At 59.5% G+C, this 26,312-nt stretch carries 27 protein-coding genes and 1 tRNA gene; 18 read left to right on the top strand and 10 right to left on the bottom strand.

The features are described from left to right. Positions 1-125: 125 nt before the first annotated feature. From BR41_RS10715 to BR41_RS10690, 7 genes are all read left to right on the top strand, one after another. Complete coding sequence (locus BR41_RS10715) at positions 126-329, top strand: hypothetical protein (protein ID WP_035056126.1); 204 nt, start codon at positions 126-128, stop codon at positions 327-329. Between the two features lie 96 nt (positions 330-425). Next, complete coding sequence (locus tag BR41_RS24880; protein WP_211251720.1) at positions 426-674, top strand: hypothetical protein; 249 nt, start codon at positions 426-428, stop codon at positions 672-674. Between the two features lie 380 nt (positions 675-1,054). After that, the gene (locus BR41_RS10710; protein ID WP_035056123.1) at positions 1,055-1,600 is read left to right on the top strand and encodes a fimbrial protein; all 546 of its coding nucleotides are present in this window, start codon (positions 1,055-1,057) and stop codon (positions 1,598-1,600) included. A gap of 168 nt (positions 1,601-1,768) precedes the next feature. Further along, positions 1,769-2,521 (top strand): fimbria/pilus periplasmic chaperone, encoded by a 753-nt coding sequence (locus BR41_RS10705; protein ID WP_211251719.1) that lies wholly within the window; start codon positions 1,769-1,771, stop codon positions 2,519-2,521. Between the two features lie 280 nt (positions 2,522-2,801). Further along, positions 2,802-5,348 (top strand): fimbria/pilus outer membrane usher protein, encoded by a 2,547-nt coding sequence (locus BR41_RS10700; protein WP_169741285.1) that lies wholly within the window; start codon positions 2,802-2,804, stop codon positions 5,346-5,348. Between the two features lie 89 nt (positions 5,349-5,437). Beyond that, complete coding sequence (locus tag BR41_RS10695) at positions 5,438-6,481, top strand: fimbrial protein (RefSeq protein WP_084187018.1); 1,044 nt, start codon at positions 5,438-5,440, stop codon at positions 6,479-6,481. Between the two features lie 272 nt (positions 6,482-6,753). Continuing rightward, positions 6,754-7,056, top strand: coding sequence for a type 1 fimbrial protein (locus BR41_RS10690; RefSeq protein WP_035056118.1), 303 nt, complete (start codon positions 6,754-6,756; stop codon positions 7,054-7,056). A gap of 248 nt (positions 7,057-7,304) precedes the next feature. Here BR41_RS10690 and BR41_RS10685 read toward each other — a convergent pair. Further along, positions 7,305-7,394 (bottom strand) — tRNA-Ser (locus BR41_RS10685). A gap of 132 nt (positions 7,395-7,526) precedes the next feature. Between BR41_RS10685 and mltF the strand changes: the two genes are divergently transcribed. The 4 genes from mltF (at position 7,527) to BR41_RS10665 (ending at position 12,536) form a co-directional block, all read left to right on the top strand. Beyond that, positions 7,527-8,981: a membrane-bound lytic murein transglycosylase MltF gene (gene mltF, locus BR41_RS10680; RefSeq protein WP_051710697.1), complete on the top strand. Its 1,455-nt coding sequence runs from the start codon at positions 7,527-7,529 to the stop codon at positions 8,979-8,981. 146 nt (positions 8,982-9,127) lie between these two features. Next, a complete protein-coding gene (gene gltX / locus BR41_RS10675; protein WP_035056116.1) occupies positions 9,128-10,531 on the top strand; it encodes a glutamate--tRNA ligase in 1,404 nt (467 codons plus the stop codon). 8 nt (positions 10,532-10,539) lie between these two features. Beyond that, positions 10,540-12,081, top strand: a complete 1,542-nt coding sequence (gene nagZ / locus BR41_RS10670; RefSeq protein ID WP_245615851.1) for a beta-N-acetylhexosaminidase — start codon at positions 10,540-10,542, stop codon at positions 12,079-12,081. Positions 12,082-12,173: 92 nt separating this feature from the next. Then, positions 12,174-12,536, top strand: coding sequence for a hypothetical protein (locus BR41_RS10665; RefSeq protein WP_035056113.1), 363 nt, complete (start codon positions 12,174-12,176; stop codon positions 12,534-12,536). A gap of 60 nt (positions 12,537-12,596) precedes the next feature. Here the strand turns inward: BR41_RS10665 and BR41_RS10660 are convergent, their stop codons facing one another. Both BR41_RS10660 and recQ read right to left on the bottom strand, forming a co-directional pair. Further along, the gene (locus BR41_RS10660) at positions 12,597-12,989 is read right to left on the bottom strand and encodes a nuclear transport factor 2 family protein (protein ID WP_035056110.1); all 393 of its coding nucleotides are present in this window, start codon (positions 12,987-12,989) and stop codon (positions 12,597-12,599) included. A gap of 9 nt (positions 12,990-12,998) precedes the next feature. Beyond that, the gene (gene recQ, locus BR41_RS10655) at positions 12,999-14,789 is read right to left on the bottom strand and encodes a DNA helicase RecQ (protein WP_051710695.1); all 1,791 of its coding nucleotides are present in this window, start codon (positions 14,787-14,789) and stop codon (positions 12,999-13,001) included. Positions 14,790-14,920: 131 nt separating this feature from the next. Between recQ and BR41_RS10650 the strand changes: the two genes are divergently transcribed. Continuing rightward, positions 14,921-15,235: a tetratricopeptide repeat protein gene (locus tag BR41_RS10650; protein ID WP_035056105.1), complete on the top strand. Its 315-nt coding sequence runs from the start codon at positions 14,921-14,923 to the stop codon at positions 15,233-15,235. Positions 15,236-15,364: 129 nt separating this feature from the next. On the opposite strand, the gene BR41_RS10645 is transcribed toward BR41_RS10650, so the two are convergent. From BR41_RS10645 to BR41_RS10635, 3 genes are all read right to left on the bottom strand, one after another. Next, positions 15,365-15,949, bottom strand: coding sequence for a GNAT family N-acetyltransferase (locus BR41_RS10645; protein ID WP_035056102.1), 585 nt, complete (start codon positions 15,947-15,949; stop codon positions 15,365-15,367). A gap of 119 nt (positions 15,950-16,068) precedes the next feature. Continuing rightward, positions 16,069-16,746 carry a hypothetical protein gene (locus BR41_RS10640; protein ID WP_051710693.1) on the bottom strand — a complete coding sequence of 226 codons (678 nt, stop codon included), beginning with the start codon at positions 16,744-16,746 and terminating at the stop codon, positions 16,069-16,071. Positions 16,747-16,925: 179 nt separating this feature from the next. Beyond that, positions 16,926-17,246, bottom strand: a complete 321-nt coding sequence (locus tag BR41_RS10635) for a Dabb family protein (RefSeq protein ID WP_035056531.1) — start codon at positions 17,244-17,246, stop codon at positions 16,926-16,928. 86 nt (positions 17,247-17,332) lie between these two features. On the opposite strand from BR41_RS10635, the gene BR41_RS10630 reads away from it, so the two are divergent. The 4 genes from BR41_RS10630 to BR41_RS22895 all read left to right on the top strand — a co-directional run bounded on the left by BR41_RS10630 (position 17,333) and on the right by BR41_RS22895 (position 19,775). Beyond that, complete coding sequence (locus BR41_RS10630; protein WP_035056100.1) at positions 17,333-18,019, top strand: helix-turn-helix transcriptional regulator; 687 nt, start codon at positions 17,333-17,335, stop codon at positions 18,017-18,019. A gap of 230 nt (positions 18,020-18,249) precedes the next feature. Next, a complete protein-coding gene (locus BR41_RS10625) occupies positions 18,250-18,669 on the top strand; it encodes an SRPBCC family protein (RefSeq protein ID WP_035056097.1) in 420 nt (139 codons plus the stop codon). After that, a complete protein-coding gene (locus tag BR41_RS10620) occupies positions 18,666-19,091 on the top strand; it encodes an EVE domain-containing protein (protein ID WP_035056095.1) in 426 nt (141 codons plus the stop codon). The genes BR41_RS10625 and BR41_RS10620 overlap by 4 nt, the downstream gene beginning before the upstream one ends. Positions 19,092-19,244: 153 nt before the next feature. Next, a complete protein-coding gene (locus BR41_RS22895) occupies positions 19,245-19,775 on the top strand; it encodes a hypothetical protein (RefSeq protein WP_051710689.1) in 531 nt (176 codons plus the stop codon). 60 nt (positions 19,776-19,835) lie between these two features. Here BR41_RS22895 and BR41_RS10610 read toward each other — a convergent pair whose 3' ends face one another. The 4 genes from BR41_RS10610 to BR41_RS10595 form a co-directional block, all read right to left on the bottom strand. Beyond that, positions 19,836-20,192, bottom strand: a complete 357-nt coding sequence (locus BR41_RS10610; RefSeq protein ID WP_035056093.1) for a DUF1304 domain-containing protein — start codon at positions 20,190-20,192, stop codon at positions 19,836-19,838. A 65-nt stretch (positions 20,193-20,257) separates the two neighbouring features. Then, the gene (locus tag BR41_RS10605) at positions 20,258-20,617 is read right to left on the bottom strand and encodes a 5-carboxymethyl-2-hydroxymuconate Delta-isomerase (RefSeq protein WP_035056091.1); all 360 of its coding nucleotides are present in this window, start codon (positions 20,615-20,617) and stop codon (positions 20,258-20,260) included. Positions 20,618-20,653: 36 nt separating this feature from the next. After that, positions 20,654-21,448, bottom strand: a complete 795-nt coding sequence (locus tag BR41_RS10600; protein ID WP_035056089.1) for an MOSC domain-containing protein — start codon at positions 21,446-21,448, stop codon at positions 20,654-20,656. Continuing rightward, positions 21,445-23,754 carry a DNA internalization-related competence protein ComEC/Rec2 gene (locus BR41_RS10595; RefSeq protein WP_035056088.1) on the bottom strand — a complete coding sequence of 770 codons (2,310 nt, stop codon included), beginning with the start codon at positions 23,752-23,754 and terminating at the stop codon, positions 21,445-21,447. The genes BR41_RS10600 and BR41_RS10595 overlap by 4 nt, the downstream gene beginning before the upstream one ends. Before the next feature lie 291 nt (positions 23,755-24,045). Between BR41_RS10595 and BR41_RS10590 the strand changes: the two genes are divergently transcribed. Together BR41_RS10590 and BR41_RS10585 are read left to right on the top strand one after the other, a co-directional pair. Beyond that, positions 24,046-24,546 (top strand): MarR family winged helix-turn-helix transcriptional regulator, encoded by a 501-nt coding sequence (locus BR41_RS10590; RefSeq protein WP_051710686.1) that lies wholly within the window; start codon positions 24,046-24,048, stop codon positions 24,544-24,546. Beyond that, complete coding sequence (locus tag BR41_RS10585; protein WP_035056086.1) at positions 24,543-26,081, top strand: MFS transporter; 1,539 nt, start codon at positions 24,543-24,545, stop codon at positions 26,079-26,081. Before BR41_RS10590 ends, BR41_RS10585 begins: the two co-directional genes overlap by 4 nt. The last annotated feature ends 231 nt before the right edge of the window (positions 26,082-26,312 follow it).

Genomic DNA, 26,312 nt, shown 5'->3' with positions numbered 1-26,312 from the left:
AGGCATCAGTGCAATCTAAAGCGCTGTTGTCTGATTCCGCAGTGATGGAAGGCGGTCGGCATTCGTGCCGATCGCTTTCTTGCTTGTTTTCAGTTCAGATAATTCAATCGGATAGGTGAATTTAAATGCGTGAATTGAATGTTCGCGAAGTAGAAGCCGTCTCTGGCGGCGTGTTCGACGCCAAGGCGTGGGTGCTGGATGGTATTGGTAAACTCAAGGCGGCGGCAACCACCCTAAACGCATCCTTTGCAAAAGCGATTGGCGGTGCAATTGGCTCGCTCATTACTTCGACCTTTTTAGGCTTATTTGGCGGCCTGATTCGGAAATGACGGACAAATGAGTCTGCCTTTGCCAGATGCTTGGTAATACGGGCTCAGTTGATGTTTTTTGCCAAATGATTAGATTTAACACACAGGGAAGTTGATATGCGTACTTTGAATGTGATCGAGGTAAATGCTGTATCAGGAGGGGCAATAACGACTTCATCCGTGATGGATGCAATCCGCGCTTTGTTCGGTGGGAGCAACGGTTCCTCTAGCGGTGCTGGTTTTACGCTAGGCCCTACCAATGCTGGTGAAATCGGCACGGGGTTTGGGGTTGTTGTCGCTGCGGTTGCTGTCGCCGCCGCTGCTGCCGCTATTTGGGGCGGTTGGTCGTTGTTTCGCCGTAAATAATCGAAAAATGTTGTCTCCTGATTAACCCGGTCATTGAGGGGTAGGAGAACTTGATGGGGAATCGGGTTGTATCGATTTCCCATTTTTTTCGGGAAATGACGTGGTTTGTCCAGTTTAACTCGCAATGCCAGATTAAGATGATTCTGATGGTGGGGATGGTTGCATTTTTGAAATGCAGCGTACCCATTCATTGAAAGTGAATTTCATTTGGTTGGCATGATTTTTGTTTCATGGTTTTGGCGGTTTTAAGGGAATTCTTATAGCGGGTTTGTTGTGGTTTTTACGATAATGGCCTCGTCAATTTATGACTTCCCAGCTTGGGTTTTTTGTTGGCGGGAATTGTGTAATTTTTATTCGGTTTGTATTAAAAGGGTTAAATCATGAACAAGAAATTTGCGCTGGGCGCATTTGCAGCTTCGACCATCGTTTCGCTTGCGCTGACTTCCGGCGCTGCCGCTGCCAGCGATGGCACCATCACCTTCACCGGCAAGGTAACTGCCGCGACTTGCAAGATCGACGTAAACGGCAGCGGCGCCAAGGACGCTACCGTGGTTCTGCCGACGGTGACAACCACCAGCCTGGCGTCCGGCAGCGTGGCTGGCGCAACCAAGTTCGATATCAAGCTCACCGAATGCGCAACGGCTACCTCGGTTCGCGCTTTCTTTGAAAACGGCACCGGTGTTGATAACGCGACCGGCAACCTGAAGAACACCGCGACAACGGCTGCCGCCAACGTCCAGGTGCAACTGACCAATGCCAGCGATGTGAAGATCGTCCCGGGTGATCAGGCCCAGCGCACTGCCGCTGCAGTCACCGTAACCGGCAATGCCGCCACGCTGAGCTACGGCGGCCGCTATGCTGCGACCGGCGCTGCTGGCGCGGGTGACGTGACGTCCTCCGTGACTTACTCGATCGACTACATCTAAGCCGATGCAGTCTCAGGTGCGGAGCGCCAGTTAAACGGCTTTCGCACCAGGGTGATGGTAGAAGAGGGGCGGCCAACCTTGGCGGCCCCTCTTACTGAGTGAAGAAATGAATTGGAGGCTGCAATGCTGCAACGATTCTTTGGGTGGATGCTCCTCGGCGTCGTGAGCATGGTAGCTGTTTGTCTGGCCGTGCCTGTGCAGGCCAGTATCGTGATTGCCGGTACGCGAGTGATCTACCCCGAAAGCGCGCGCGAGGTCAGCGTAAAGCTGGAGAACAACGGTGAATATCCGGCACTGGTGCAGGCGTGGGTGGATAAAGGCGATCCGTCTTCCCGGCCGAACGACATTGAAGTGCCATTTGTATTGACGCCGCCGATTTTCCGGGTCGATCCCGGCAAGGGACAGACGCTCCGCGTCATGTTCACCCGTGAGCCACTGCCCGGCGATAAGGAATCCGTATTCTGGCTGAACGTGCTGGAGATTCCGCCAAAAGCAGAGGCCAAGGAAGGTGCGAACCTGCTACAGATGGCGTTCCGCACCCGTATCAAGATTTTCTTCCGGCCCAAGGGGCTGGATAGCGAGGGCAGCGGGAAAGCACCGGGCCAGATCGTCTGGTCATCGGTGCCAGCACCGGATGGCAAAGGCTTCGCTGTACAGGCCACCAATCCGACACCGTACAACGTCAGTATCGCCAGCGTGAGCATAACGGATGGCGAGAAGTCCCATGAAACCCACGATAGCGCGATGGTGACTCCAGGTGCCTCGCACGTTTTTGTGATCGATGGCTTGGCGAATAAATCGCCTTCGGCATCCGCCGAACTTGGTTTTACCGTCATCAACGACTACGGCGGCCCTTCTGGCGGCAAGGCTCTGTTGAGCCCGGCACCGCGCGAGCCCAATACGGTTAGCCCGTCGCGCTGACGCCCGTTCGGCCACATCCGTTTTACATACCTGGCGAGCAGAAAGACGTGGTGCAAACCACCACGTTTCTTTCCCCGCTACTTCCGATTCTGACAAATGCCCAGCGAACGCCGCATGCGTACGCAGGGCGCGTTTTGACCAAATTTGCGCACTGGTGATGGAAATAATGAAACAGTCACGCCGGCTTGCCGGATACCGCACCCGAGTATCCCCGCCCAGGCCCTTGCCAAGGCTGAGACCGCTATATGCCATGTTGGCCGCTTTCTCATTTGCGCCGCTGATGGCTGTTGCAGATGAAGCGTTGCCTTCGCAGCCAGCCACCCAACCCGCTCGTAAGCCGACACTTGCCCAAGCGACGTTCGATCCGGATTTTCTGCCGGCCATGCCAGGCGGCACCGTTGATCTGTCCCGGTTCGAGAAAGGCAACCCGCTGCTGCCGGGCCGCTACCGTGCCGATATCGCGCTGAATGGCCGACTGATCGGCCGTGATGACGTTGTGCTGCAAACGGATGTCGCGACTGGAGAAACACGTATCTGCTTCAACCGGGCGCAGCTGGATAAGCTCGGCGTCAACCTTAGCGGGCTGGACGCAGCGCTGTTGGCGGAGCTTGCCGCACCCAATGCGTGTGTGGATCTACAGCGCGTTATTCCCGATGCCAAGGCGGCATTTGATAGCGGTGAGTTGCGCCTGGACGTCAACATTCCGCAAATCGCCTTGCGCCGTACGGCGCGTGAATACGTTGACCCGCTGCTATGGGATAGCGGCGTGACTGCCGGCATGCTCGGCTATACCGCCAACGTGTATCGAAACGTGGTGCGGGGCGTGAGTACTGATTCCGTGTCGCTCGGCTTGAATGCGGGTTTAAACGTCGGTGACTGGTATTTCCGGCACAACGGCTCTTTGTCGTGGACTGAAGGTGCCTCCCGGCAATACAACGTGCTCAACACTTATGTGCAGCGGGACATCACCCCGATCAAAGGGCGCTTGACGCTAGGCGACGCGAATACCAGCGGCGACGTATTCGACACCATTTCTTTCCGTGGCGCGCAACTGGCTAGCGATGACCGCATGCTGCCGGAATCGCAACGTGGCTATGCCCCTGTGATACACGGCACAGCGGAAACCAACGCACGGGTGACGATCCGGCAGAACGGCTCGGTGCTCTATGACGTCTCCGTGCCGCCTGGGCCGTTCGAAATCGATGACCTGTATCAGACCGGCTATGGCGGCGATCTCGAAGTCACGGTGAAGGAAGCGGATGGGCGCGAGCGCACGTTCAAGGTTCCCTATGCATCGGTGGCTCAACTATTGCGTCCGGGTGCAATCCGTTACAACGTGATGGCCGGTACGGTTCGCAATGCGCCGCTGTCATACACGCCGAGTGTGCTGCAAGGCACCCTGCAGCTGGGTTTGTCGAACACGCTGTCTGCCTACGGCGGGGTCTTGGGCAACAACGATTATGCCTCGGCACTGATCGGGGGGGCGTTCAGTACGCCGCTTGGTGCATTTGCACTGGATATCTCCGGCGCGCGTACGGCTGTCGCCGGTCAGAGCATGAACGGCACCAGTGTCCGGGCCACCTACAGCAAGTTGTTTACCGAAACGAACAGCAACATTTCGGTAGCGGCGTACCGCTTTTCGTCCCGTGGCTTCCTGGATTTCAACAGCGCGCTGTATTTCTCCGACAACGTCCGTCGTGGCCTCGTCGGGCGCGATGCTGCCAATGTCTGGCGGCCCCGCAACCGGTTGTCGCTCCTTGCCAACCAGTCACTGGGCGATCCCTGGGGCGAGTTCTATCTGAGCGGATTCACCCAGAACTACTGGGATCGCTCCGGCAGCGATACGCAATTCCAGGCGGGTTACAGCAACCGGATCGGCATCGCGAACTACAGCTTGTCGGTCAATCGGGCCCGCACGCTGGATAGCCAGATCGATACCCAATACATGTTGGGCGTATCGATGCCGCTGGGCCGCGAAGCCAAAGCGCCACAGCTCAATTTCAACATGATGCATGACGGTGCTGGTCACAATTCCGGGCAAACCAGCGTGACCGGCGTGGCTGGTGAGGACAACGAATTCAGCTACAGCGCCATGCTGGCCCGCAGCCAGGACAATACGACGGCGGGCAACCTGGCTGGGCAGTATCGCAGCCCGTTCGCCACATTGCGGGCGAGCTATGGCAAGGGCTCGAATTACTACGGTGGCTCCATGGGCATGAGCGGCTCTCTGGTTGCGCATCCCGGCGGCATAACCGCAACGCCGTATGTGGCCGATACCTTTGCCGTGGTGGAAGCCCCGGCTGCGGCCGGGGTGAAAATACTCAACTACCCAGGTCTGAAACTGGACCCGCGTGGATTTGGCGTGGTGCCATACCTGACCCCGTACCGGCGCAACGAGGTCGTGCTGGACCCACAAGGGCTGCCTGCCGATGTCGAGTTGCAAATGACCAGTCAGCAGGTCGCACCTCGGGCCGGGGCAGTGGTCATGCTCAAATATCCGACCGTTTCCGGGCGTGCGGTGTTGATCAAGTCGCAGCAGCCCGATGGCGAGGCACTGCCGCTTGGTGCCACGGTATCCGATGAGCACGGCGACAACGTAGGCACCGTGAGTCAGGGCAGTCTCATCTATGCGCGGATCAGTAACCCGCAAGCCCGGTTGACGGTGACGTGGGGTGAGGGCAACGAGCAGCGATGCAGGATCGATGTTGCTTTGCCCGAGCCCGAAGCCGGTGTGGCCCCTTCCGCTTTTGAGCGCCTGCAAGCGTCATGCCAAGCACAGTTGATCGCGGCTGGTCACGCGCAGCAGGAAGCAAAGCCGGCGAAATGAACCGGCAGGTATTTGCGTAATGATCGATGGCAGGCGGGGCGCGAAATGGCGCGTCCCGCCGTGCCGGAAGATGAACAGGACAATTAACTATGCACAAAATGACAGCAATGATTCATGCGTTGCCGCGCGGTGTTTCGATCCCGCTGGCGCGTCTTGGCGCGCTGATTGCAATCGTCGCCGGTCTCGGGCTGGCCCCCAGTGCGTTCGCCCGGATCAAATGTGACGTGCAGACATCAGGCACCCTTGCAAGACTACCGTCGCTTAACATCTCGGCCGATACACCAATCGGCACCGTGCTCTGGAGTGCTTCCGGCGTAACCATCACTGCCGACTGCGGCAAGGCCTCCGTCACAGGCAAGGCCGAGGATGCGTGGTTCTACCGTAAGGATATGAGCCTTGGCAATGGGCTATCGCTCTATCTGACGTATAAAGGAGACCGTGGCAACACGGCAAAAGGGTTCAATACCGGCACCAGTGTCAGCAATTACTACGTGCCGACGATCGATGGCACTTTGGTCCGCGCGATTGTTGATCTCGAATTGGTCAAAACGGGGGCTACCCAAACCAGCGGCACGATTGCTACGGACTTGCAAGCGGTTGCCAGTATTGCGTCGGCGGCTCCGGATCAGACCACCGACCCGGCCAATTTTTTCGTTGCCGGGCTGAGCAACGTCAGCTTTCAGGCGAATACCTGCTCGGTCAGGAACAGCTCGATCGCCGTGGATCTGGGGCAAGTTGCTGCAAACCGGGCCAGTGGCTTCGGCAGCGCAGTGGGCACTACATCGGCCGACAAGGCGTTCAATATCGATCTGACCTGCAACACCGTCACGGCCGGCACTTTCGGGGTCTACATGCAGCTTGGTGGCACTGCTGTGACCAACTACGCCAATCAAGGCGTGCTGGCCTTGTCTGCTGTGAGTGGTGCAGCTGATGGCTTGGGCATTCAGGTGCTCAAGGGGGACGCCTCATCCCGAACGGCGGTTACCTTCAATACGCCGTGGAAGATTGGCGCTTTCCCGATGGCGACGACGAATCTGTCGGTTCCGTTTATTGCTCACTATTACCAGACCGCGACAACTGTCAAACCGGGTATCGCGAACGGATCGGCGACGTTTACCGTGACATATCAATGACGCATGCCGCAACGCTTGGTGACCCTGCTCATCAAAGGTTGCGGTGAGGCTCGACAAGTGGAATGGTCGATTCAACACTGAAAGCAGCTCCGGTTTCCGGAGCTGCTTTTGTTTCTGGCGCTGAGTTTTTATTGGGGTGCCCGCAGTATTTATGATGCATGCATGAGTGCGTTGTTTGAACGCAACATAATGAGTGCCTAATATAGAGTTAAAGTTTTAAGTGATCCCTTATTGCCTAGAATTGAAAAGTCAAAGACAAGAGGGGGTCCAGAATGAAAGTCCGCAAAACGCTGCTTCAAAATGCTGTTGTGCTGCTGGTACTTGCCGGTGCGCAGTCTGCCTTTGGTGCTGATGGAACGATCCGCTTCACCGGCCAGGTTGTTGAGGGCGGTTGCCAAGTCAGCTACCAAGGCGGCGCAACCGAGCCGCAACTCAGTGGCTGTAGACCTCATGTCGCTGCAAGCACGCAGATCAGTCTTGTTCCTGTGCAGCTCCAGGTGACGAATACTTCGATCATTCCGCCGCAAACCGGCACAACGTCGAAACCCTCGGTGGTTTTGATCGAATACCTGTAATAGCACCTTCCCTGAGTGGGAAACAGACAGGCATCGGGCTGTTTAGCCGATGCCTTTTTTATGGGCTGTCATCTACCATGACGCGTTGCATGCGGCAGCGAGAGGGCGAAGCAACGGATGGGATGGTGGGGTGAAGGGGGGGTAAGGGCCGGTGTGGTCCGGCGCTGACGTAGGCAGTGCGGCTCGGGAAAGCCGGAAAAGAAAAAACCCATGAGTTCGAGTGAATTCATGGGTTTTGTGTCTTGGCCTGGCGGAGAGGGAGGGATTCGAACCCTCGGATAAGTTGCCCTATCGCCTGATTTCGAGTCAGGTACATTCGACCACTCTGCCACCTCTCCGCGTAGGAGGCGAGACTATAACCAAGTTTCACGCCGCTGCAAAGAGTCATGTACTCAAGTACAAAGAGTTCACATTGCTCTTTGCATACTCACAAGGCAGAATGCGCAGCGATTCAATGACTTGGGAGTGCTATGCGGCATTGGCTGATGGCGTTTGCAGCGGCGGCTTTGGTGGGGTGTGGCAACCTGCCTGGCGATGCCGCACGGGTATTGCCCTTGGGGGAATCCAAGGAGCTGGTGGTGCTGATGCAAAACAGCCCAACCACGCTCTACGTGGATGCCGAGGGTAACTATGCCGGCATGGAATACGATCTGGTCACCCGGTTTGCCGAAACGCACGGTTTCAAAGTGCGCTTCGTGATCGAGCCGAGCTATACCAAGTTGTTCGAACGGTTGCGCAACCATGAGGCGCATCTGGCTGTTGGTGTGCATGTCGATACCACGCAGGACGGCCTGAATTTCGGCCCCGCCTACCAGTCTGTGGCACCAGTGCTTGTCTACAACAACAAGGACAAGACTGAAGATCAAGCGCTCGACGAGTTGTATTCCGGTCACGCCATGATCAAGACCTTGCCGCAGTACGTCACCGCCTTGAACCATGCCAAGACCGAGCACGCCGATCTGAACTGGCGACTCGTCGACGAAATGGATGGCGAGGAACTGGTCGAGGCGGTGTCGGAAGGCAAGCTCGATTACGTAGTCGTTGGCTCGCACGTAGCCGAACTGGCGCAGAACTACTATCCGCAAGCGGCGATCTCGCGTGAGTTTGGCGAAACCCCGCCACTCGCCTGGGCTGTGCCGCAGCAGGATGGCCAGTTGCTGGCACAGGTACGCGGCTACTTCGCTGGCATCCAGAACGACGGCTCGCTGGCCAAGTTGCTCGATCGCTATTATGGCCACGTCAATCGCGTTGGCCAGCCTGATGCGCTTGCCTTCTTGCAAAAGCGCACCGATACGCTCCCTAATTATCGCGACTGGTTCCAGAAGGCCGAGCACGAAACCGGTCTGGACTGGCGTCTGCTCGCTTCGCTGGCCTATCAAGAGTCGCACTGGAATCCGGATGCCGTATCGCCTTATGGTGTGCGTGGCATGATGATGCTTACCTCGCAGACCGCTCAGCGCATGGGTGTCGACCGGCTGGACCCACTGCAAAGCATCCTTGGCGGTGCGCATTACCTGCAGTTGATGAAAGACACCTTGCCGGAAAACGTGCCGGAACCGGATCGGACCTGGCTCGCGCTGGCGGCCTATAACGTTGGCCTCGGCCACTTGCTGGATGCGCGTGAACTCGCCCGCCGTCAGAGCAAGAACCCGGATAGCTGGCTGGATGTAAAAGCCATGCTGCCCTTGCTGCGCAATCCCAAGTATTTCTCGACCGTGAAGTACGGCTACGCCCGTGGTGGCGAGCCGGTGATCTACGTTGAAACGTTGCGCAATTTCTACGACATTCTGGTGCGCTTCGAAGCACCCTATAAACCGAGCGCGCTGCCGAATACTGGCGATGAAGTGGTCGTGCAAAATCCGGGTAACCGCTCGCTGGGAATCAATAGCCGCGTCGTGACCGCCCGTGCATTGGCCGCACTCTGATTTGGATGCCACCCCGTTGAAAAGCCGCCGCAAGGCGGTTTTTTTCTGCCCGGAATAGCGGGTAGCAATGCGCTTTCCGCCAGTCGCAACTGCCCAGCGCCCGGCGCTTCCCGTAAAATCGCCGTTTTGCTTGTTTCTGGATCGTCATGACTGCCATCCGTACCCCCGTTCGTACCCGTTTTGCGCCCAGCCCGACCGGCCTTCTCCATATCGGTGGCGTTCGCACGGCGCTGTTTTCGTGGGCTTATGCCCGCAAGCATGGCGGCGTATTCGTGCTGCGGATCGAAGACACCGACCTGGAACGCAGCACACCCGAATCGGTTGCGGCGATTCTGGATGGCATGCACTGGGTCGGCCTCGACTATGACGAAGGCCCGTTCTACCAGATGCAACGCATGGATCGGTACAAGGAAGTGATCCAGCAGATGCTGGCATCTGGCCATGCCTACCTGTGCTACACCAGCCGCGAAGAACTCGACCAGATGCGTGCTGATGCCGAAGCACGTGGCGAAAAACCGCGTTATGACCGTCGCTGGCGGCCGGAGCAGGGCAAGACACTGCCGGCGATTCCGGCCGACATCAAGCCGGTGGTGCGTTTCCGTACACCGATCGATGGCGTGGTGGCGTGGGATGACCAGGTGAAGGGCCGTATCGAGATCGGCAACGTCGAACTGGACGACCTGATCATCGCCCGCCCGGACGGCACCCCCACCTATAACTTCTGCGTCGTCGTTGACGACGTGGATATGCAGATCAGCCATGTGATTCGTGGCGACGATCACGTCAACAATACCCCGCGCCAGATCCACATTTACGAAGCAATGGGCGCGACCGTGCCGGTGTTTGCCCACTTGCCGATGATCCTCAACGATCAAGGCCAGAAGATGAGCAAGCGCCGCGATGCGGTGTCCGTGGTCGATTACGACAAGCAAGGCTATTTGCCGGAAGGGCTGCTCAACTATCTGGCGCGTCTTGGCTGGGGCCACGGTGACGACGAATTCTTCACGCTCGAGCAGTTCGTCGAATGGTTCGACCTCAAGGATGTATCGCCATCTTCCAGCCGCTTCGACCGCGAAAAGCTGCTGTGGCTGAACGCCCAGCACATCAAGGCGGCCGACCCGGGACGTTTGGCGCTGCGCGTCGCCAGTTTCCTCGCCGATAAGGGCGTTGCTACCGATAGCGGCCCGCACCTTGCCGATGTCTGCACGCTGCTCAAAGACCGTTGCCAGACCTTGGTGGAAATGGCCGATCAGGCCGAATATTTCTACCGCCCGCTTGACCCGACTGCAGACGTGGCCGAAAAGCACCTCACGCCGGACGACGAAGCACGGCTCGGCTTCTTTGCCGAAGGCGCTGCCAAGCTGGAAGCCTGGGATGTGCCGACGTTGAGCCAGTTCATCAAGGACTTCGTCAAGCAGCAGGGCGTGAAGATGCCGCAAGTCGGCATGCCGTTGCGCGCCAAGGTCTGCGGTATCACCAACACGCCGTCGGTGGATGCCGTACTGGCGCTGATCGGCCGCGACGAAGTGCTGCGTCGGCTGGCGGCGTGATTCCACCGTTGACGCTCGTACAAAAAACCGGCCAGTTGTTGATGGCCGGTTTTGCCGGGTTCGAGCCGAACGAGCACATCGAAAAACTGATTCGCGAACGTCACCTCGGTGGCGTGATCCTGTTCCGCCGCAATGTCGAATCTCCGACGCAAGTCGCGCGCTTGTGCCGACTGCTGCAGGAAATCAATGCGGAAGTCAGTGACGTGCCACTGCTGATCGGCATCGATCAGGAAGGCGGCATGGTGATGCGCATCGAAGACGGCATGACGCCATTGCCGTCGCCGCTGGCCTTTCAAGCCGCGGGCTCCGTTGACGACTGCCGCGAGCTCACGCGCATTGCCAACACCGAGCTGGCCGCGCTTGGCATCAACATCAATTTCGCGCCCTCGTTCGACGTCAACAACAACCGCAACAACCCGGTGATTGGCGTGCGCGCCTTTGGCGAGGACGTTGCCACCGTTTGCGACTACGCCGGCGCGGCGCTGGCCGGTATCCACGCGGCTGGGATGTTGGCGACCGCCAAGCATTTCCCCGGCCACGGCGATACCGATACCGATTCCCACCTTGGCCTGCCGCGTGTACCGCATGATCGCGCTCGGCTGGATACGGTCGAGCTTGCGCCATTCCGCGCCGCGATTGCAGCGGGTGTGGATGCAGTGATGTCCGCGCATGTGGCCTTCCCGGCGGTCGAGCCTGATCCGGATACCCCGGCGACGATGTCCCGCGCCGTGCTGACTGGCCTGCTGCGCGATGAGCTGGGTTTCGGTGGCGTGGTGTTTACCGATTGTCTGGAAATGGACGCCATCGCCAAAGGGCCGGGCACGGTCGCTGGCGCATTGCGTTCGCTGCAGGCCGGCGCGGATGTGCTGCTGATTTCGCATACGCCAGAGCGTCAGCATGGGTTTCTGGACGCGCTGCAGGCGAGTGTCATTAACGGCGAGATTGACGAAGCCACCGTCGATACCGCCGTGGCTCGCATCCTTGCCCTCAAAGCCAAGCTCCCCGATTGGCGTAGCTTGCCAATCGATCCAACCCCGTTGCTACGCACGCCGGCCGCGCTGGATTTATCCGCACATGTCCACGGCAAAGCTGTGCAGCGCGTTGATCGCTTCGTACCGCTCGACCCGACTCAGCCAGTGCTGGTCATTACGCTGGAAGTACGCACCCGCACCGAGATCGACGAAGTGGCGAACGGCAAGATCGCGCAACGACGCGAATCCCTCGCGCAGCCGCTCGTCGCGGCCGGGCTGGAAGTGGCAGAAATCGCCTTGCCGCTTGCGCCATCCGCTGTTGAAATCGACGCCGCTTTGCAACAAGCCGTCACCCATTCGCAGATCGTGCTGGTGAGCTACAACGCGGTCTTGCAGCCAGCCCAACGCGAGTTGATCACGCGCTTGCCGCAAAACCGCCTCTGGTTGGTAGCGGGGCGTTTGCCCTACGACTTGACCTTGGCGCCCGAGGCATGCGGCCGACTGGCTGCCTATGCCAACCGGCCTGCCGCACTGAATGCCTTGGCGGATGCGCTGCTTGGTCGCGTAGTTGATCAATAAAAATCATCGATAACAATCGATACATATAACCGCGTGCGCACGGCGTACGCTTTTTGAAATTCGCTCGGTAGTAGCGATTTAGGAATCACCTGATGAAAAAATGTCTCGCCCTGTTGCTCGGCCTCGCGCTGCACTTTGCCTATGCGGAAGATGCGCCACTGCCGTTCGACGATCCTTCCTCCGCAACACAAGCAGCACGTGGCCATGCCACCACTCACCACGCCGCTTCACCGCGCCCCGGTGTGACTCGTCACGGCAAGCATGCCGGCCATCGTGCCGTTGCACGCAAGCATCATGGCAAGTGGGGAGGTAAACGCGTTGCTACACATGCCAAGCCCGGCAAGCGCCACGCGAAGGCAGTCGCAACCAAGCCCGCCAGCAAAGGCAAACTGATCCATCGAGCGCCAGCCAAGAAGCATGTGAGCGCCAAGGTCAGGAAACATCACCGTAAATAAGAAAAGGGAGCTTTCGAGCTCCCTTTTTTAATGCCGGCACAAAATGCGCTGATCAGCCTATCAGCAATCCAGCCGCTGCTCTTCATACGCAGTACAAAGCAGAATTCGCCAGCCGGACTCGGTGCGCAGCAAGTTATAGCTGGTTTGAAAGCGCCACGGTTCCTGGTCTTGCGACCGATCGATATGCCAGCTCAAGCTCACAACGGCATGATTCGGGCCTTGCGGTAGAAAAGTGGAATGCTCGAAATGCGCAGTGACGTAGCCGTTGTCGCGATAGAGATTGCACAGGCCAACCATATTACTGCGGATGGCTTCGAAGTCCGCCCAATGCGTGTAAATCCCATCCTGCGCAATGCCGGATGGTACCGCGTAGAAGCGCGCAATGGCTTCGCCGTCGAGGCGGTTGAACGCATCGCGGTATTGTTCGAAAAGCTGTTGAAGTGCTTGTGGCATTGGTGGCCTTTATATTGTCGCAATCGCCGCCAAAAACTCCGACCCATATTTCTCCAGTTTGCGATCCCCCACCCCGGAAATCCGCGAGAACTCGTACTCATCCGCTGGTCGCAACCGCACCATTTCACGCAAGGTCGCATCACCAAAGATCACGTAAGCCGGCACGTTCTGCTCATCGGCCAAGGTCTTGCGCAGTTTGCGCAGTGATTGCCACAGCGCTTCGTCGGCCGGGTTGTCGAAACCGGTTTCCTTGGCCTTGTAGCTGAATTTTTCGGTGCGGGCGCGCAGGAAGAGCGGGGTTTCGCTGCGCAGGATGGGGCGGGCCGCATCGGTGAGGGCCAGGCCGCCGTGGCCGTCCGGGCTCATGCGCAATGCGCCGCGGGCGACCAGTTGGCGGAATACCGCCCGCCAGGTCGGCTCATCCACGGTCTTGCCGATGCCGAAGGTGGTCACCTTGTCGTGACCGTGCTGCTTCACTTTGTCGGTGAGCCTGCCTTGCAGCACGTCGACCAAATGGCCGACGCCGAAGCGGTTGCCGGTGCGGAAGGCGCAAGAGAGTGCCATGCGGGCAGCTTCGCTCTGGTCGATCAGTTGCGGCGGATTCAGGCAGTTATCGCAGTTGCCGCACGGTTGGCTTTCTTCGCCGAAGTAACCCAGCAGCGTTTGCCGGCGGCAATCGGTGGCCTCTACCAGCCCGAGCATTGCTTCGAGCTTGCGGCGCTCCACCAGCTTCTGTTGCTCCGACGAACCCGAGCTTTCGATCATGCCGGACAGCAGCATCACGTCGTTCAGGCCGTAAGTCAGCCAGGCATTGGCTGGCAAGCCGTCCCGGCCGCCGCGGCCGGTTTCCTGATAGTAGTTTTCGATGCTCTTGGGCAAGTCGAGGTGGGCGACAAAGCGCACGTCTGGCTTGTCGATGCCCATGCCGAAGGCGATGGTCGCCACCATCACTACGCCTTCGTCGCGGATGAAAATCTGTTGATGCTTGGCGCGGGTACTGGCATCCAGCCCGGCGTGATAAGGCAGCGCCTTGATCTCTTTCTCGCGCAGCCACGCCGCCGTGTCTTCGACCTTCTTGCGTGACAGGCAATAGACGATGCCGGAATCGCCCTCATGCAGGCGGCGGATGAATTGCAGCAACTGCTCGCGGCCGCTTTTCTTTTCGACGATGGTGTAACGCAGATTGGGTCGGTCGAACGAGGAGACGAACTGGCGCGCATCCTCCAGCCGTAGCCGCTGCACCATCTCTTCCCGCGTGGCGTGGTCGGCCGTGGCGGTGAGGGCGATGCGTGGAATGCCGGGGAACATCTCGGCCAGCAGCGACAACTGCAGGTATTCCGGCCGGAAATCGTGCCCCCATTGCGACACGCAATGTGCCTCGTCGATGGCGAACAGCGCGACCTTGGCGCATTGCAGCAGCTGCACGAAACGCGGCGTGACCAAGCGTTCCGGCGCCACGTAAATCATCTGCAGCTCGCCAGACACGAAAGCCTGCTCCACCTCACGCGCTTCGTCGTTGGTGAGCGTGGAATTCAAGAACGCAGCCGCCACGCCCAATTCCTTGAGCGCATCGACCTGATCCTGCATCAACGCGATCAGCGGCGAGACGACCACACCGCAGCCGTCGCGCATCAAGGATGGAATCTGGTAGCACAAGGATTTGCCGCCGCCGGTGGGCATCAGTACCAGCGCATCGCCGCCATTGGCGACCTGTTCGACAATCGCCGCTTGTTCGCCGCGGAAGGCGTGGTAACCGAAAACGTGCTCGAGATAATGCAGGGCGGAGGAGGGGGCAGACATGGGGACGGATTTTACCCGACTGCGGTCCTGCACGGCGTCGCGCCGGTCGGGGATTGCGCATGTTGGCTTGAAAACCTGCCAGTCAGCGTGATCTGTTTTGAATCTTGCACAGGATCATTGAGAGAAACGCCATGCATGACCGCCAAATCGCCGCCTTCCTCGCCATGCTCGCCAAGGGGCAGGACAACGCGTTATTGCGCTTCGGTTTGGGCCAAGCATTGCTGGCCGATGGCAAGGCGGCGGAGGCGGTGCCGCATCTGCGCGCTGCCGTAGCACACGATGGCAACTATTCCGCGGCGTGGAAATTGCTGGGCAAAGCCTTGGCCGAGCGTGGCGACAAAGAGGGCGCACGCGAGGCGTACTCGGCTGGTATTGCAGTGGCGGAAGCGCGTGGCGATATTCAGGCGCTGAAGGAGATGCGGGTGTTTCTGCGGCGGCTGGATTGATCAGGCTTAGGGCGGGTTAGACGCTTTGCGCCGTAACCCGCCGGACAATGTCACGCCGAGCCTTAAATGCGCCGGGTGACGCACTGTCGCTGAGCGACGTCAACGTCGCACGCCGACCACTAACTCGCCCTACGAGGCGTGATTCGCCCACCGCGCCCGGTTGAGCCGATACAAACAATGTGTCCGCAACGGACTGCCTTCGGCCACGGCGGGATGCTCGAACGTTGCTGCATCACGTCGCATCCCCAGTCGCGCCATTACCGCCTGCGAGCGTTGGTTCGGCAACGCAGTGAACGACACCACCTCATCCAGCCGCAATGTTTCAAATGCCACGCGCAACGCGGCGAGTGCTGCCTCGGTGGCATAACCCCGGCCCCAATGCGCTGCGGCCAGTCGCCAACCGATCTCCACACACGGCGAGCAAGGTAGCTCTGCACTCGGGATACCCAAACCGACGAAGCCGATGAATTCACCGCTGGCCAGTACCTCCACTGCCCACAACCCCCAGCCGTGTTCAGCGATGCCCGTTTCGATGCGATCGGCCAAGGCATCGCTTTGGGCGCGGGTGAGTGGTGCAGGGAAGTGCTCCATCACGCATGGGGCTGCGTTCAATGCCGCGAACGGCTCACGATCGGATTCGCGCCATTGGCGTAGTCGCAGGCGAGCAGTGGTGAGTTCGATAACTGGCGTGACGAAGGGTGGAAGCGTGCTCATGGCGGAGAGATGCAAGTGGCGGGATGGGTATTACGCCAGTATCCCGCTCGATTGGCAGATGTAAAAACGCCCGACGATGCCGCCGGGCGTTTTCATGAGCGAAATGCCGCTGGCCTGCTTTAGTGCTGTTCCCACCACTGTTGCGCGTATTCGCGATTGAACGGCGACAGGATCTGTTTGGTGACCACTGCGTTTTTCAGTACCGGGAATTGCTCGGTGAACTTGGCGATGTCTGCATCATATTGGTCGTTGATGGTGACATCGTAAGTGCCCTCGGCAGCACCAACTACCGCTTGATCGATCAGCGGGATCACGGCTCCGGCGCGGAATTCCTTGTCCTTGCGCAGGCGGATCGTTCCGGACACATGGCCCAAGTAAACGATCTGGCCTGGTTTCACTTCGATTTCTTCATGCAACGGCATCAAAAAGTGACCAAACAGCAGCAGGCTATGGTACTTCCCGGAGTCGGCAACGAGCTTGTATTTCCCAGGTTTGAGCGAGAAGCGATAGAGGTAGCCATTGGCACCATCTTTGGTATAGGCACCTTCGCTATCCGCGATGTAATTGAGTTTGTCGGCAACAGTCGTTCCACCATTTTTTTCCATGTGCAGAATCCATGGCGTTGGCTGGTAATCCGGCTTGTATTCATTCTTCATATCAACCGAAAGCAGATAGATCGATTCTTGCGATACATCGAGTTTTTCTGTTTTCTGGTTAAACCCCATTTTGGTGGGGGTGGCACAGGCAGCCAGCAGTAGAGCGCTTGCCAGGCAGCACAAAAATTGGGCGATTTTCATTCGGGGCCTTTCTTGGAATGTTTACAAGGAGTCAGCATTAAGCTGGCTTCACACACTAAGAGGTGCCTATGACATTTGCAAGAAATGGCTGGCGCGTGTTGTTTCTTGTGACGATCAAACGATCGTCTGCTTGCCAGATACCAAGGAGGTACTCCAGGACAGCATGCCTTGATTGCGCTTTACCCCACCAAGTAATCAAACACCAACGCCTTCGTCAAAAACGGCTGGGCCAGCGCCACAAACGCTTGATGCGCCGGATGGGCGATGTAGCGATTGCAGGCTTCGGCGGAGGCAAAACTCAAGGTGAAGGCGTGGGTGTAGCCGTCGTTCAGCGCTTCCGGGCTGATGTTCTCGCCAAGCTCGAAATGCAGGATGTCAGCAATCTGCAGTGGCAGTTGGGTGAAGGCGGTGATGACGGCGGCGATCTGGTCTGCGCTGGCGGTCGGTTGAAAGGCGAACAACACGATATGGCGCAGCGGGGCGTGAGCAGGGAAGGGCATGGTGGTGCTCCGGGAGTGGATGCCAATAGCATCGCCAACCGCCAGCCATGCTGCAATACTGTGGTGCCCCAACCCACGCGCCGACCATGTCTCGCTCTGCCCGCCTGCTTGAATTGATCCAATGCCTGCGCCTGCATCGGCGGCCGGTATCTGGCGCTGCGTTGGCGGAAGCGCTGGGCGTATCGCTACGCACCCTCTATCGCGATATCCAGACCTTGATTGCCCAGGGCGCGCCGATTGCCGGCGAGGCGGGCATCGGCTACGTATTGCGCCCCGGTTTCATGCTGCCACCGCTGATGTTCGGGGACGAGGAAATCGAAGCCATCGTGCTCGGGGCCAGGATGGTCACGCGGGATGGCGATGCCCAATTGGCGCACGCCGCCGCCAATGCACTCGCCAAGATCGCCGCCGTGTTGCCGGCCGATTTACGCGACCGGATCGAAATCACCGGCCTGATTGCCGGGCCGAAGGAGATCGGTGGCGGCGTCGATCTGGCGGCGCTGCGTGCCGCGATACGCAGCGAACACAAACTACACATTGCCTATGCCGACGCCAGCGGCAAAGCCAGCGAGCGCACGGTCTGGCCGATTGCGTTGTCGTTCTTCGAAAAGGTGCGCGTGCTGGTGGCTTGGTGCGAGTTGCGGCAGGATTTTCGCCATTTCCGCACGGATCGGATTGCCCGGCTCACCGTGTTGGCGGAGACCATGCCACAACGCCGTCGCACTTTGTTGCGGCTGTGGCGAGCGCAGGAAGGCGTGCCGGAACCGCAATAAACAGTTTTTCGCGATGAATGATCTTCCCATCGCCCGGACGGCGTCTCCAGGTTTGAAGCCGCCTGTAGGAGCGAGCTTGCTCGCGATGGCAACGTTTCATTCGCCAGCGTCATCGCGAGCAAGCTCGCTCCTACATAAACCCGCAAGTTCTGCCAATGCACACTGCTGACAGAATTTGACACTGGTGCGTCGTATGCTGGCTTCATCTCCACCCCGATGAGGAAGCCACCATGTATCGCCATCAAGTCGAAACCACCGTCGCCGTTGCCTCCGCTCAGCTGTTCGCTGCCAAGAGCCGCATTGCCGACTGGCCCCAATGGGATGCCGAGCTGGAAGCCATCGGCATCGATGTCCCGCTGCAAGCCGGCGCGGCATTCTGGCTCAAGCCACGTGGCGGCCCGAAGGTGGCGATGCGCATCGAGGCGCTCGTTGCCCCACATACTTTTGTCGATATCGCCCGCCTGCCGTTGGCGCAATTCCGGACTCGCTCCGAATTTCTGCCGGCCGACAGTGGCACGCTAGTGCGCGAGACGTTCGAGGTCTTCGGCCCGCTGGCCTGGCTGTGGAACCGCTTGCTGGTGCGCAAAATGGCGGCCGGCGCGGTGGAGGAAATCCATCAATTTGCTGCATTCGTGGCTCGCCAATCATGAACGCGCCGATTCGTTACTGGATTGCCGTCGCCAGCGCTGAACATGCGCGGCGCGGGCGGGCGCTGGGTTTCATGCAGACCTGCCACGGCAAGGCCGCGCCATTGCGGCGCATCAAGCCGGGTGACGTGGTGATCTACTACGCACCGACGGAAATCTTCGGTGGTCGCGATGCCTGCCAGCGCTTCGTTTCCATCGGCCGGGTGAAAGAGGGCGACGTTTACCCCTTCGATATGGGCGGCGGCTTTTGTCCGCACCGGCGTGATATCGACTATTGGCCATCGCAGGAGGTCGCCATCCGCCCGATGCTGGAACAACTGGATTTCACCCGTGGCAAGCGGAACTGGGGTTATGCCTTCCGCTTCGGGCTGCTGGAAATCAGTGCGCATGACGGTGATTTGATTCGGGTTGCGATGGGGACGTGAACAGCAATGCCAGCCAAATAATGATGACTCCAGAATTAATTATTATTCATTTTTGTACGTATTTTTTATTTCTGTGGATGTAATATATTCGGGCGTTCGTCATGAACGGGCCTTGCTTTCGTTTTCTGGTGCGTCATTTTCGAGGATGAAGTCATGAAAGCTTATTCACAGCATCTGTTGGTTCGTGTGTTCTTTGTTCTATCCGGCCTGTTATGTGTACTGCCCGGATTGGCACAAGCGGCGGTTCTGACCTGCGAAGGCACGGGCATGCTGACCTACTCACCCGGATTCACCAACACGCCGCAGCTGATCACGGTCAAAGGGGATGCCATTGTTGGGCCGTGTGTTGGCCTTCCGGCAGGACTGGCGGCAAAGTGGCATTTCGAAGGGCAGGGCACTTTGGGTTGCCAGCTGTTGCCGAACGCGGTTGCGGGCGGCTATGGCACGGTCAGCTGGAACGATGGCACGACGAGCATGGCCAATTTTGTCAGCGCGCTGACCACCCGAACCATTACCGGGGATCTGGTCACGGTCAGCACGCTCAAGATCGTGTCCGGGAAGTTTGATCAGCAGACGTTGAATATCACCGCGACACTGTTGCAGACGGATGCCCTGGCGTGCTTCACGCCGCAAGGAGTGACCAGTGTAACCGGGCCATTCGAGCTATCCGTGCTGCCGCTTTGAATACCGTCAGTTGCTGGGTAGCGATGGGCGGGATGTATCCCGCCCCGTTCGCCAGAGCGATCAGACCAGCAGCACAAAGACCGTCGCCACGACTGCCGGCAGCGCCTGCACAAACAGAATCTTCTTGCCCACCGTTACCGCGCCAAATACGCCGGCCACTACGACGCAGCCCAGAAAGAAGAGTTTGACCGACAGGCCCGCGCCGCCGAGCGATAGCCCCCAGATCAACCCTGCCGCCAGAAAGCCGTTATACAAGCCCTGATTGGCGGCGAGCGTTTTGGATGCGGCGGCGAATTCAGGTGTGAGTCGGAAGGTCTTCAGGCCGAGCGGCTTATCCCACAGGAACATTTCCAGCACGAGGAAATAGATGTGGAGCAGGGCGACGATAGCGGTCAGGACATTGGCAACGAGGTTCATGCAGGGGCTGCTCCTTGGGTTTTATTTTCAATTGCGCCCGTGCAACCCGACTGAATGCAGGCCGCTCAGGCAATCACATGTTTTGTATATGAATCACGGTCAATGTCCAGTATTTCGACGCAAAGCTGGGTATGCAATCCGGCAGGGGCCTTACTGAGCTGCTTCAAGGTCTGCAGCAGGCTTTCTGATAATTCGCGTTTCACTTGGGGCGTGCGGCCGGTCAGCAGAGCGAGTTTGATATGGATGAAGGCGCGCGCCTCGGCCGATGTGCCGACCAGATAGGTATCGATGGGAATGGCCCGGCTTTTGATATCGATTTCTTCAAACTGGCCCGAGGCCATGATGGTTTGATTCAGTGCCATTAGCGCTTGCTGGGTATCGAGTGTTGTCAGGTTGTGGGTGTATTCGAGCGTGAGATGAGGCATTTCAATTCCTGTTGATTTTTTTAATATGGCGGGTGCTTAAGCCAATTCCAGAATCTCGACCGGCATTCCCACCGCAATTTGCCCTGCATTCTCTGCGATCACGTTCTGCCCGAACATCACACCGCCGTCCCCTTTGCGATGTTTCGCGAGTGCGCGCATCGGTTCCTGATCGGCGGATTTTTCGCCGGTTTCCGGGTCAACGGTGGTGAACACGCAACGTGCGCAGGGTTTGACGATGCGGAAGGTCACGTCGCCGATGCGGATGCGCTTCCAGCCGTCTTCGGCAAAGGCATCTGCGCCACTGACGACCAGATTCGGCCGGAAGCGGGCCATCTCCATATCCCGCCCCACCCAACCGGATAACTGCTGCCGCGATGCTTCGCCCGCCAGCAGGATCGGATAGCCATCGGCGAATGAGAGAGGTACGTCCGGGTGGTGTTTCACGCGACGTTGCGTGTCGCCGGTGTAGACCAGTTGCACCGGCTGGCCGAGCACGGCGGAGAGCCAGGCATCGGCGTCGGTCGCGCCGATCCAGGCTTCGAAATGGTCGCGCCAGACTTGCACCGGCTGCGGCGTGGTGAAGGCACTGCAGGCGACTTCGATGGTCTCGAAGCCGGCAGCGCTGAGGATCAGGCCGGTTGCGGTCGGCGTGGCGACCACTCTGACGAAGTGCGGCAATTCCCGCCCGGTGATGAAGCGGCCGGTGGCATCGGCCACCATCCAGGCGCGATCGTCGGGTAGGCCGAGCGGGGTGACCTGGGTGTGCACCAAGGAATGGGCACGCGTGGATTTGACCGGATAACGGTAGAGCGCGGTGAGGGTGATGGTCATGGCGAGTCCGTGACGGGAGGTGCGGCCAACCAGTAACGGCGGCGCTTGTTGCGTTCAGTGGTGATCGCAACTGTATCACCGACCGAGAAGGATATTGCGCCGTCATGATCGGTACGCAGTCCTTCTGCTCCGGCCGCCGCATAGCGATTCAGCACGGAGCGGTTTGGATGGCGGTAATGGTTGAGATAGCCAGCAGAAAACACGACCCACTTCGGTTCTGCCGCACCTAGCAACGCCGGCGATGAAGAGCTGGCGCTGCCGTGATGCGGCGCGACGAGAATGCCATGCGGCAGGATAGTCCCGGTGTCGGCCAAGGCGGCTTCCTCCCGCTTGCCGATGTCACCGGTGAGCAAGAGCGGTGGTCGATCGGGGGCGGAAACCTGCAACACACAGCTGTGGGCATTGTCGTCGCCTTCCAGATCAGCCGGTGGCCAAAGGACGTCGAAATTGACGCCATCGCGCTGCCAGCTTTGCCCCGCTTCGCAATCCACATGCGCCACGCCTAACTGCCGCGCCGGATGATCGTCCGGCAGCGTGCTCAGCAATTGCGTCGATGGCACGCCCTTCAGCACGTCGACCGCGCCACCGCTGTGATCGTTGTCGTTGTGCGAGACAACTACTGCATCGAGTTGCTTCACACCGAGCGCACGTAACGCCGGCAGGATATTGCGCTGGCCGGCGGAGGGCGTGCCGGTGTCATAGAGCAGCGCGTGGTGCCCGGTTTGCACCAACACCGATAAACCCTGACCGACGTCGAGTACTGTCGCCCGGTAAGTCACGTCTGCCGGCTGCACGGGTTTGAACGCGACCAGCGGCAGCAGGAATACCGTGCCCAATAACCGGGTGGACGTTCCGCGTGGCGCAAGCCACAACAGCACCCCCAGCGCGGCGGGTAGTCCGGCCCACGCTGGCGGTGCGGGCAGGGCGACGAGGCCGGTCGGCAGCCGCTCGCACCACTGCAAGAACCAGTCAGTAAGTGCAAACAACCGCTCCGCGCCATACAGGGCGAAGTCGAACGGCTCGATCAATCCGAACAAGGCCAGCGGCGTAACCAGCAGGCTAACCACCGGAATCGCCACCGCATTGGCCAGTGGCGACACCAGCGGCACTTGCTGAAATACGATTAGCAACACCGGGAACGAGGCGAGCGTGGCAGCCCATTGCGTGGCGATCCAGCCCTGCCATTTCAGCCCCTCGCCGAGCTTGGCGCTGCTGGCCCACAGCAGCCCGCCAACAGTGAGAAAAGACAGCCAGAAGCCGACCGACAGCACCGAGAACGGATCGAAGGCGACGACCACTGCCAAGGCCGAAAGCCAGACGGTGAGCGGCCCGGATGGCCGCAAACGCCACATGCCATAAGCGGCAATCGCCAGCATGATGAGCGTACGTTGCGTGGGCACAGACATTCCCGCCAGCGTGCTGTAGACCAGCGCCGTGACTACACCAGCCGTCAAAGCCGCACGGGGTGCGCCGATGCGGCTGCAGAGTCGGGGCGAGCGCCGCCACAGCCAGCGCGTCAACGTCGCCATCAGCCCGGCGAGCAAGGTGATATGCAGACCCGAAATCGAGATCAGATGGGTGACGCCGGTATTGGCATAACGCTGCCATTGCTCCGGCGGCAGCCCGCCTTGATCGCCAACCGTCAGCGCCACGATCACGCCTCGGTAAGGCACGTCCGGCAGTGCCGCGACGATGCGTGCCCGTAGCGCTTCGCGAATGCGCGATATGCCGGCCTGCCAGGCAAAACCCGCCAGTAGTTCGCCGCTTTTCACGCTGGCCGTCGCGCCGACACCTTGTTGCATCAGCCAGCTTTCCAGATCGAAACCACCGGGATTCAGGCTGCCGTGCGGTTGCTTGGCTTTCAGCTGGAGTTGCCAGCGTTGGCCGGCATGCAAGGCGGGCCGATCATCTGGCGCGGTACTGCGGCGGTTGCCGTACCAGTTCGTCTGGATGCGTTCCGGCAGCCCTTGGCCGGCATCGGGAACGAAGGTGAAACGGGTGCCGAAGCGCGTGGGTTGCGGCAGGTCGGCAATGTAGCCGCTGACGTCGAGCGGGATGTTTTCCTGCGCCGGATCAAGCCGATCCGCCATGCGCAGACCGGCGCGCCAATCGGCATAGCCGAAGCCGAGGACAAAGGCCGCGATGATGAATAGCCAGCGTAGGCGCGGTCGTGAGCGCTGCATCAGCGGTAATGCGGTGCAAAAAGCTGCGGCCAACAACCAAGGCCAGACCGGGGGCAAGGTAGCTTGGGTTTGCAGCAGGCAGATACCGACAACGAAAGCGAGCAGGGCGGCGAGTTTGAGCACGCTAGAGCTTAGGGGGCGACGATTTGGCGCGACTAGTGAGGGAATCGCGCATGGCGGTATGCCGTTGCGCTATCGCGTAGCCCGGATGGCGTGGTCCTCCCATGCGTTATCCCCGGCCGGCAGAGCCGTCCGGGCTACGGGGGGCTCCAATGTAGCCCGGACGCGTTTCGCGGCCGGGAACGATGGTTCTACTGCGCGATTCCGCACGGTATTCATGCCGCTGGACGCGCGTCATTTTATTGATATAGTTACAAATGTAATTAAATTCGTCCGGATTCACCCGAGAAAACCATGCGCTTTGAACAACGACTTGATCGCTACCTCACCCATTACCCGGCCGCACCGCGTGAAGTCATCCGTGCCTCGCGGCTGATGTTTCGCGGCGCGCATTTGCTGCAAGCGCGCATCGAAGCCGCGCTCGCGCCGTTCGAGCTGGAAATGCGGCACTACCTCGCGCTGGCGATCATCACCACCGATGAAGACGAAGCCATCACGCCATCCGACTTGAGCACCTCGCTCGATGCCACGCGTACGCAGATCACGCGTTTGCTGGATGGGCTGGAAAAGCGCGGGCTGGTCGAGCGCCGGCTGTCGCAGACCGACCGCCGTAGCCTCGATCTGACCCTGACCGCTGCCGGTAGCGCCTTGCTCAAGGCCGCTACGCCGGTCGTGCACGATGCCTACCGTGAGGCGTGGTCTGCGCTGGAAGCGGATGTCCTGCAGAACACGCTGAACGGGCTGAGCTGTTTGAATGCTGCCTTGGGGGCAGAACAGGAACCAGAACCGAAATGAAGCTGCGCCTGTCCGCCCGCATCCGCCACGAAAAGAAACGCCTGTTGATGGCGCTGCTCGGGCTGATCACGGCGGTCGAGTTTCTGGAAAACCTGATGTTCGTCTTTGCCGCCAGCCACATCGTCGGCGGCATCGACGCCGCGCCGCGTGAGTTTGCGCAAGTGCAGGCGGCCTACGCCATCGGCAGCATGCTGATGATCGTGAAGCAGCAATGGCTGGCGAAGCGGTTTGGCTATCGCCGCTATCTGAGCGGGGCACTCGCGCTGTTCGTCGTCGGTGCGTTGGCGAGCGCGGCCAGCCATAACCTGATCGAGTTGACCGGTGCGCGTTTCATGCAAGGCGTTGGCGGCGGGGCGTTGTTTACCAGCAGCCGCATCTTGATCAACGTGATGTTCCCGTCGGCCGAGCGCCCGCGTGCGCTCAAATATTTCATGGTGATGATCTTTGGTGCCTCTGCCGTAGCCCCAGCGCTGGCAGCGTCGCTGGTGGAAACGCACGGTTGGGAATGGGTGTTTTACGGCGCGGTGCCACCTGCCATGTTGGCGCTAGCCGGTTGCTGGTTCTTGCTGCCGGAGACCGAGCGCGATTCATCGCCCGTCAAATACGATGCGTGGCCGCTGATGCTGTTTGCCGTCGCCATCGTTAGCCTGCAATTGATGTTGTCGCAAACACGCTACGACTTCTTCGCCCACTCCGGCCGGCTGGTCTTGCTGGCGCTGCTGGGTAGCGCGCTGCTGGCCGGTTTTCTGTGGCAGCAATACCGCCATCCCGATCCGCTGCTGCATGTGCGTGAGTTGCATAGCAGCGTGTATCTGACCGGGCTGGGGTTGTATTTCCTGCACTATTTCCTCTCCAACTTCAGCAGCTACCTGTTCCCGGTCTATGCCGAACAGGCGCTGGGTATGCCGCTGGTGACGGTGGGCTGGCTTAATACCTTTGCCGGCGTGATCGGCTTGGGCGTGGCCTATGGCTACGTCAAATTCGGCCGATGCTTCCCGAACAAGAAGCCCTTGATGCTGGTCGGCGCATTGGCGATGGCGCTGACAGCCTGGCTGTTCGCCCGCATGCCGCCCGATGCCACACCCGCTGCGCTCATGCCGGCGCTGCTCACCAAGGGGTTCTTCTCTGTACTGTTGGTGATGCCGGTGGCGGGGCTGACTTTCCGCGAATTGGGTGATGAACGCTTTGCCCACGGCTACCAAGGCAAGAACCTGATGCGGCAGATCGCCGGGTCGATCTCGACCGCCATTGCTGCAGTGCTGATGCAAAACCGCCAATTCGCAGTGCGGCAGGAAATCAGCGCGAGGCTAACGCCCGATCACCTGCAAGTCGCGAGCTGGCTGGATACGATGCAACATGCCCTCGCAGCGCGTGGTTTTGCACAGGAGCAGGCGCATGCCGGTGCATTGGCGGAGTTGGCAAGGGTGGTGGAGCGGCAGGCGCAGCTGATTGCCTGCGAGGATTTGTATTTGTTTCTGGCGGCTGCGGCGTTGGTGACGGCGATGGTGGTGGGGGTGCAGCGGAAGTTGCTTTGAGTTGCTGTTAAGTAAAGCGCCGTTGGCGCAGGTAAAGGCGTTACAGCGCGTTCGGGCGCGCGGCCGGGTTAAGGGGCTTGTCTCGGCCGTACATTTCCTTTGGGCCCCTTAACAATCCCAAGGCGTCCCTGCAAAAGCGTCTGTCGCAAGCGCCAGATTCCCCCGCCAGCCAGCCCGTCACGGGCGGGAATCGAAAACTCGGGCTAAAGCCCTCAAACACTCGATCCCCGA

This window comes from Andreprevotia chitinilytica DSM 18519 (genome assembly GCF_000711875.1).
GTDB classification, from domain to species: domain Bacteria; phylum Pseudomonadota; class Gammaproteobacteria; order Burkholderiales; family Chitinibacteraceae; genus Andreprevotia; species Andreprevotia chitinilytica.
The sequence above is the reverse complement of the archived record's forward strand: the minus strand, read 5'-3'. Positions and strand labels throughout refer to the sequence as shown.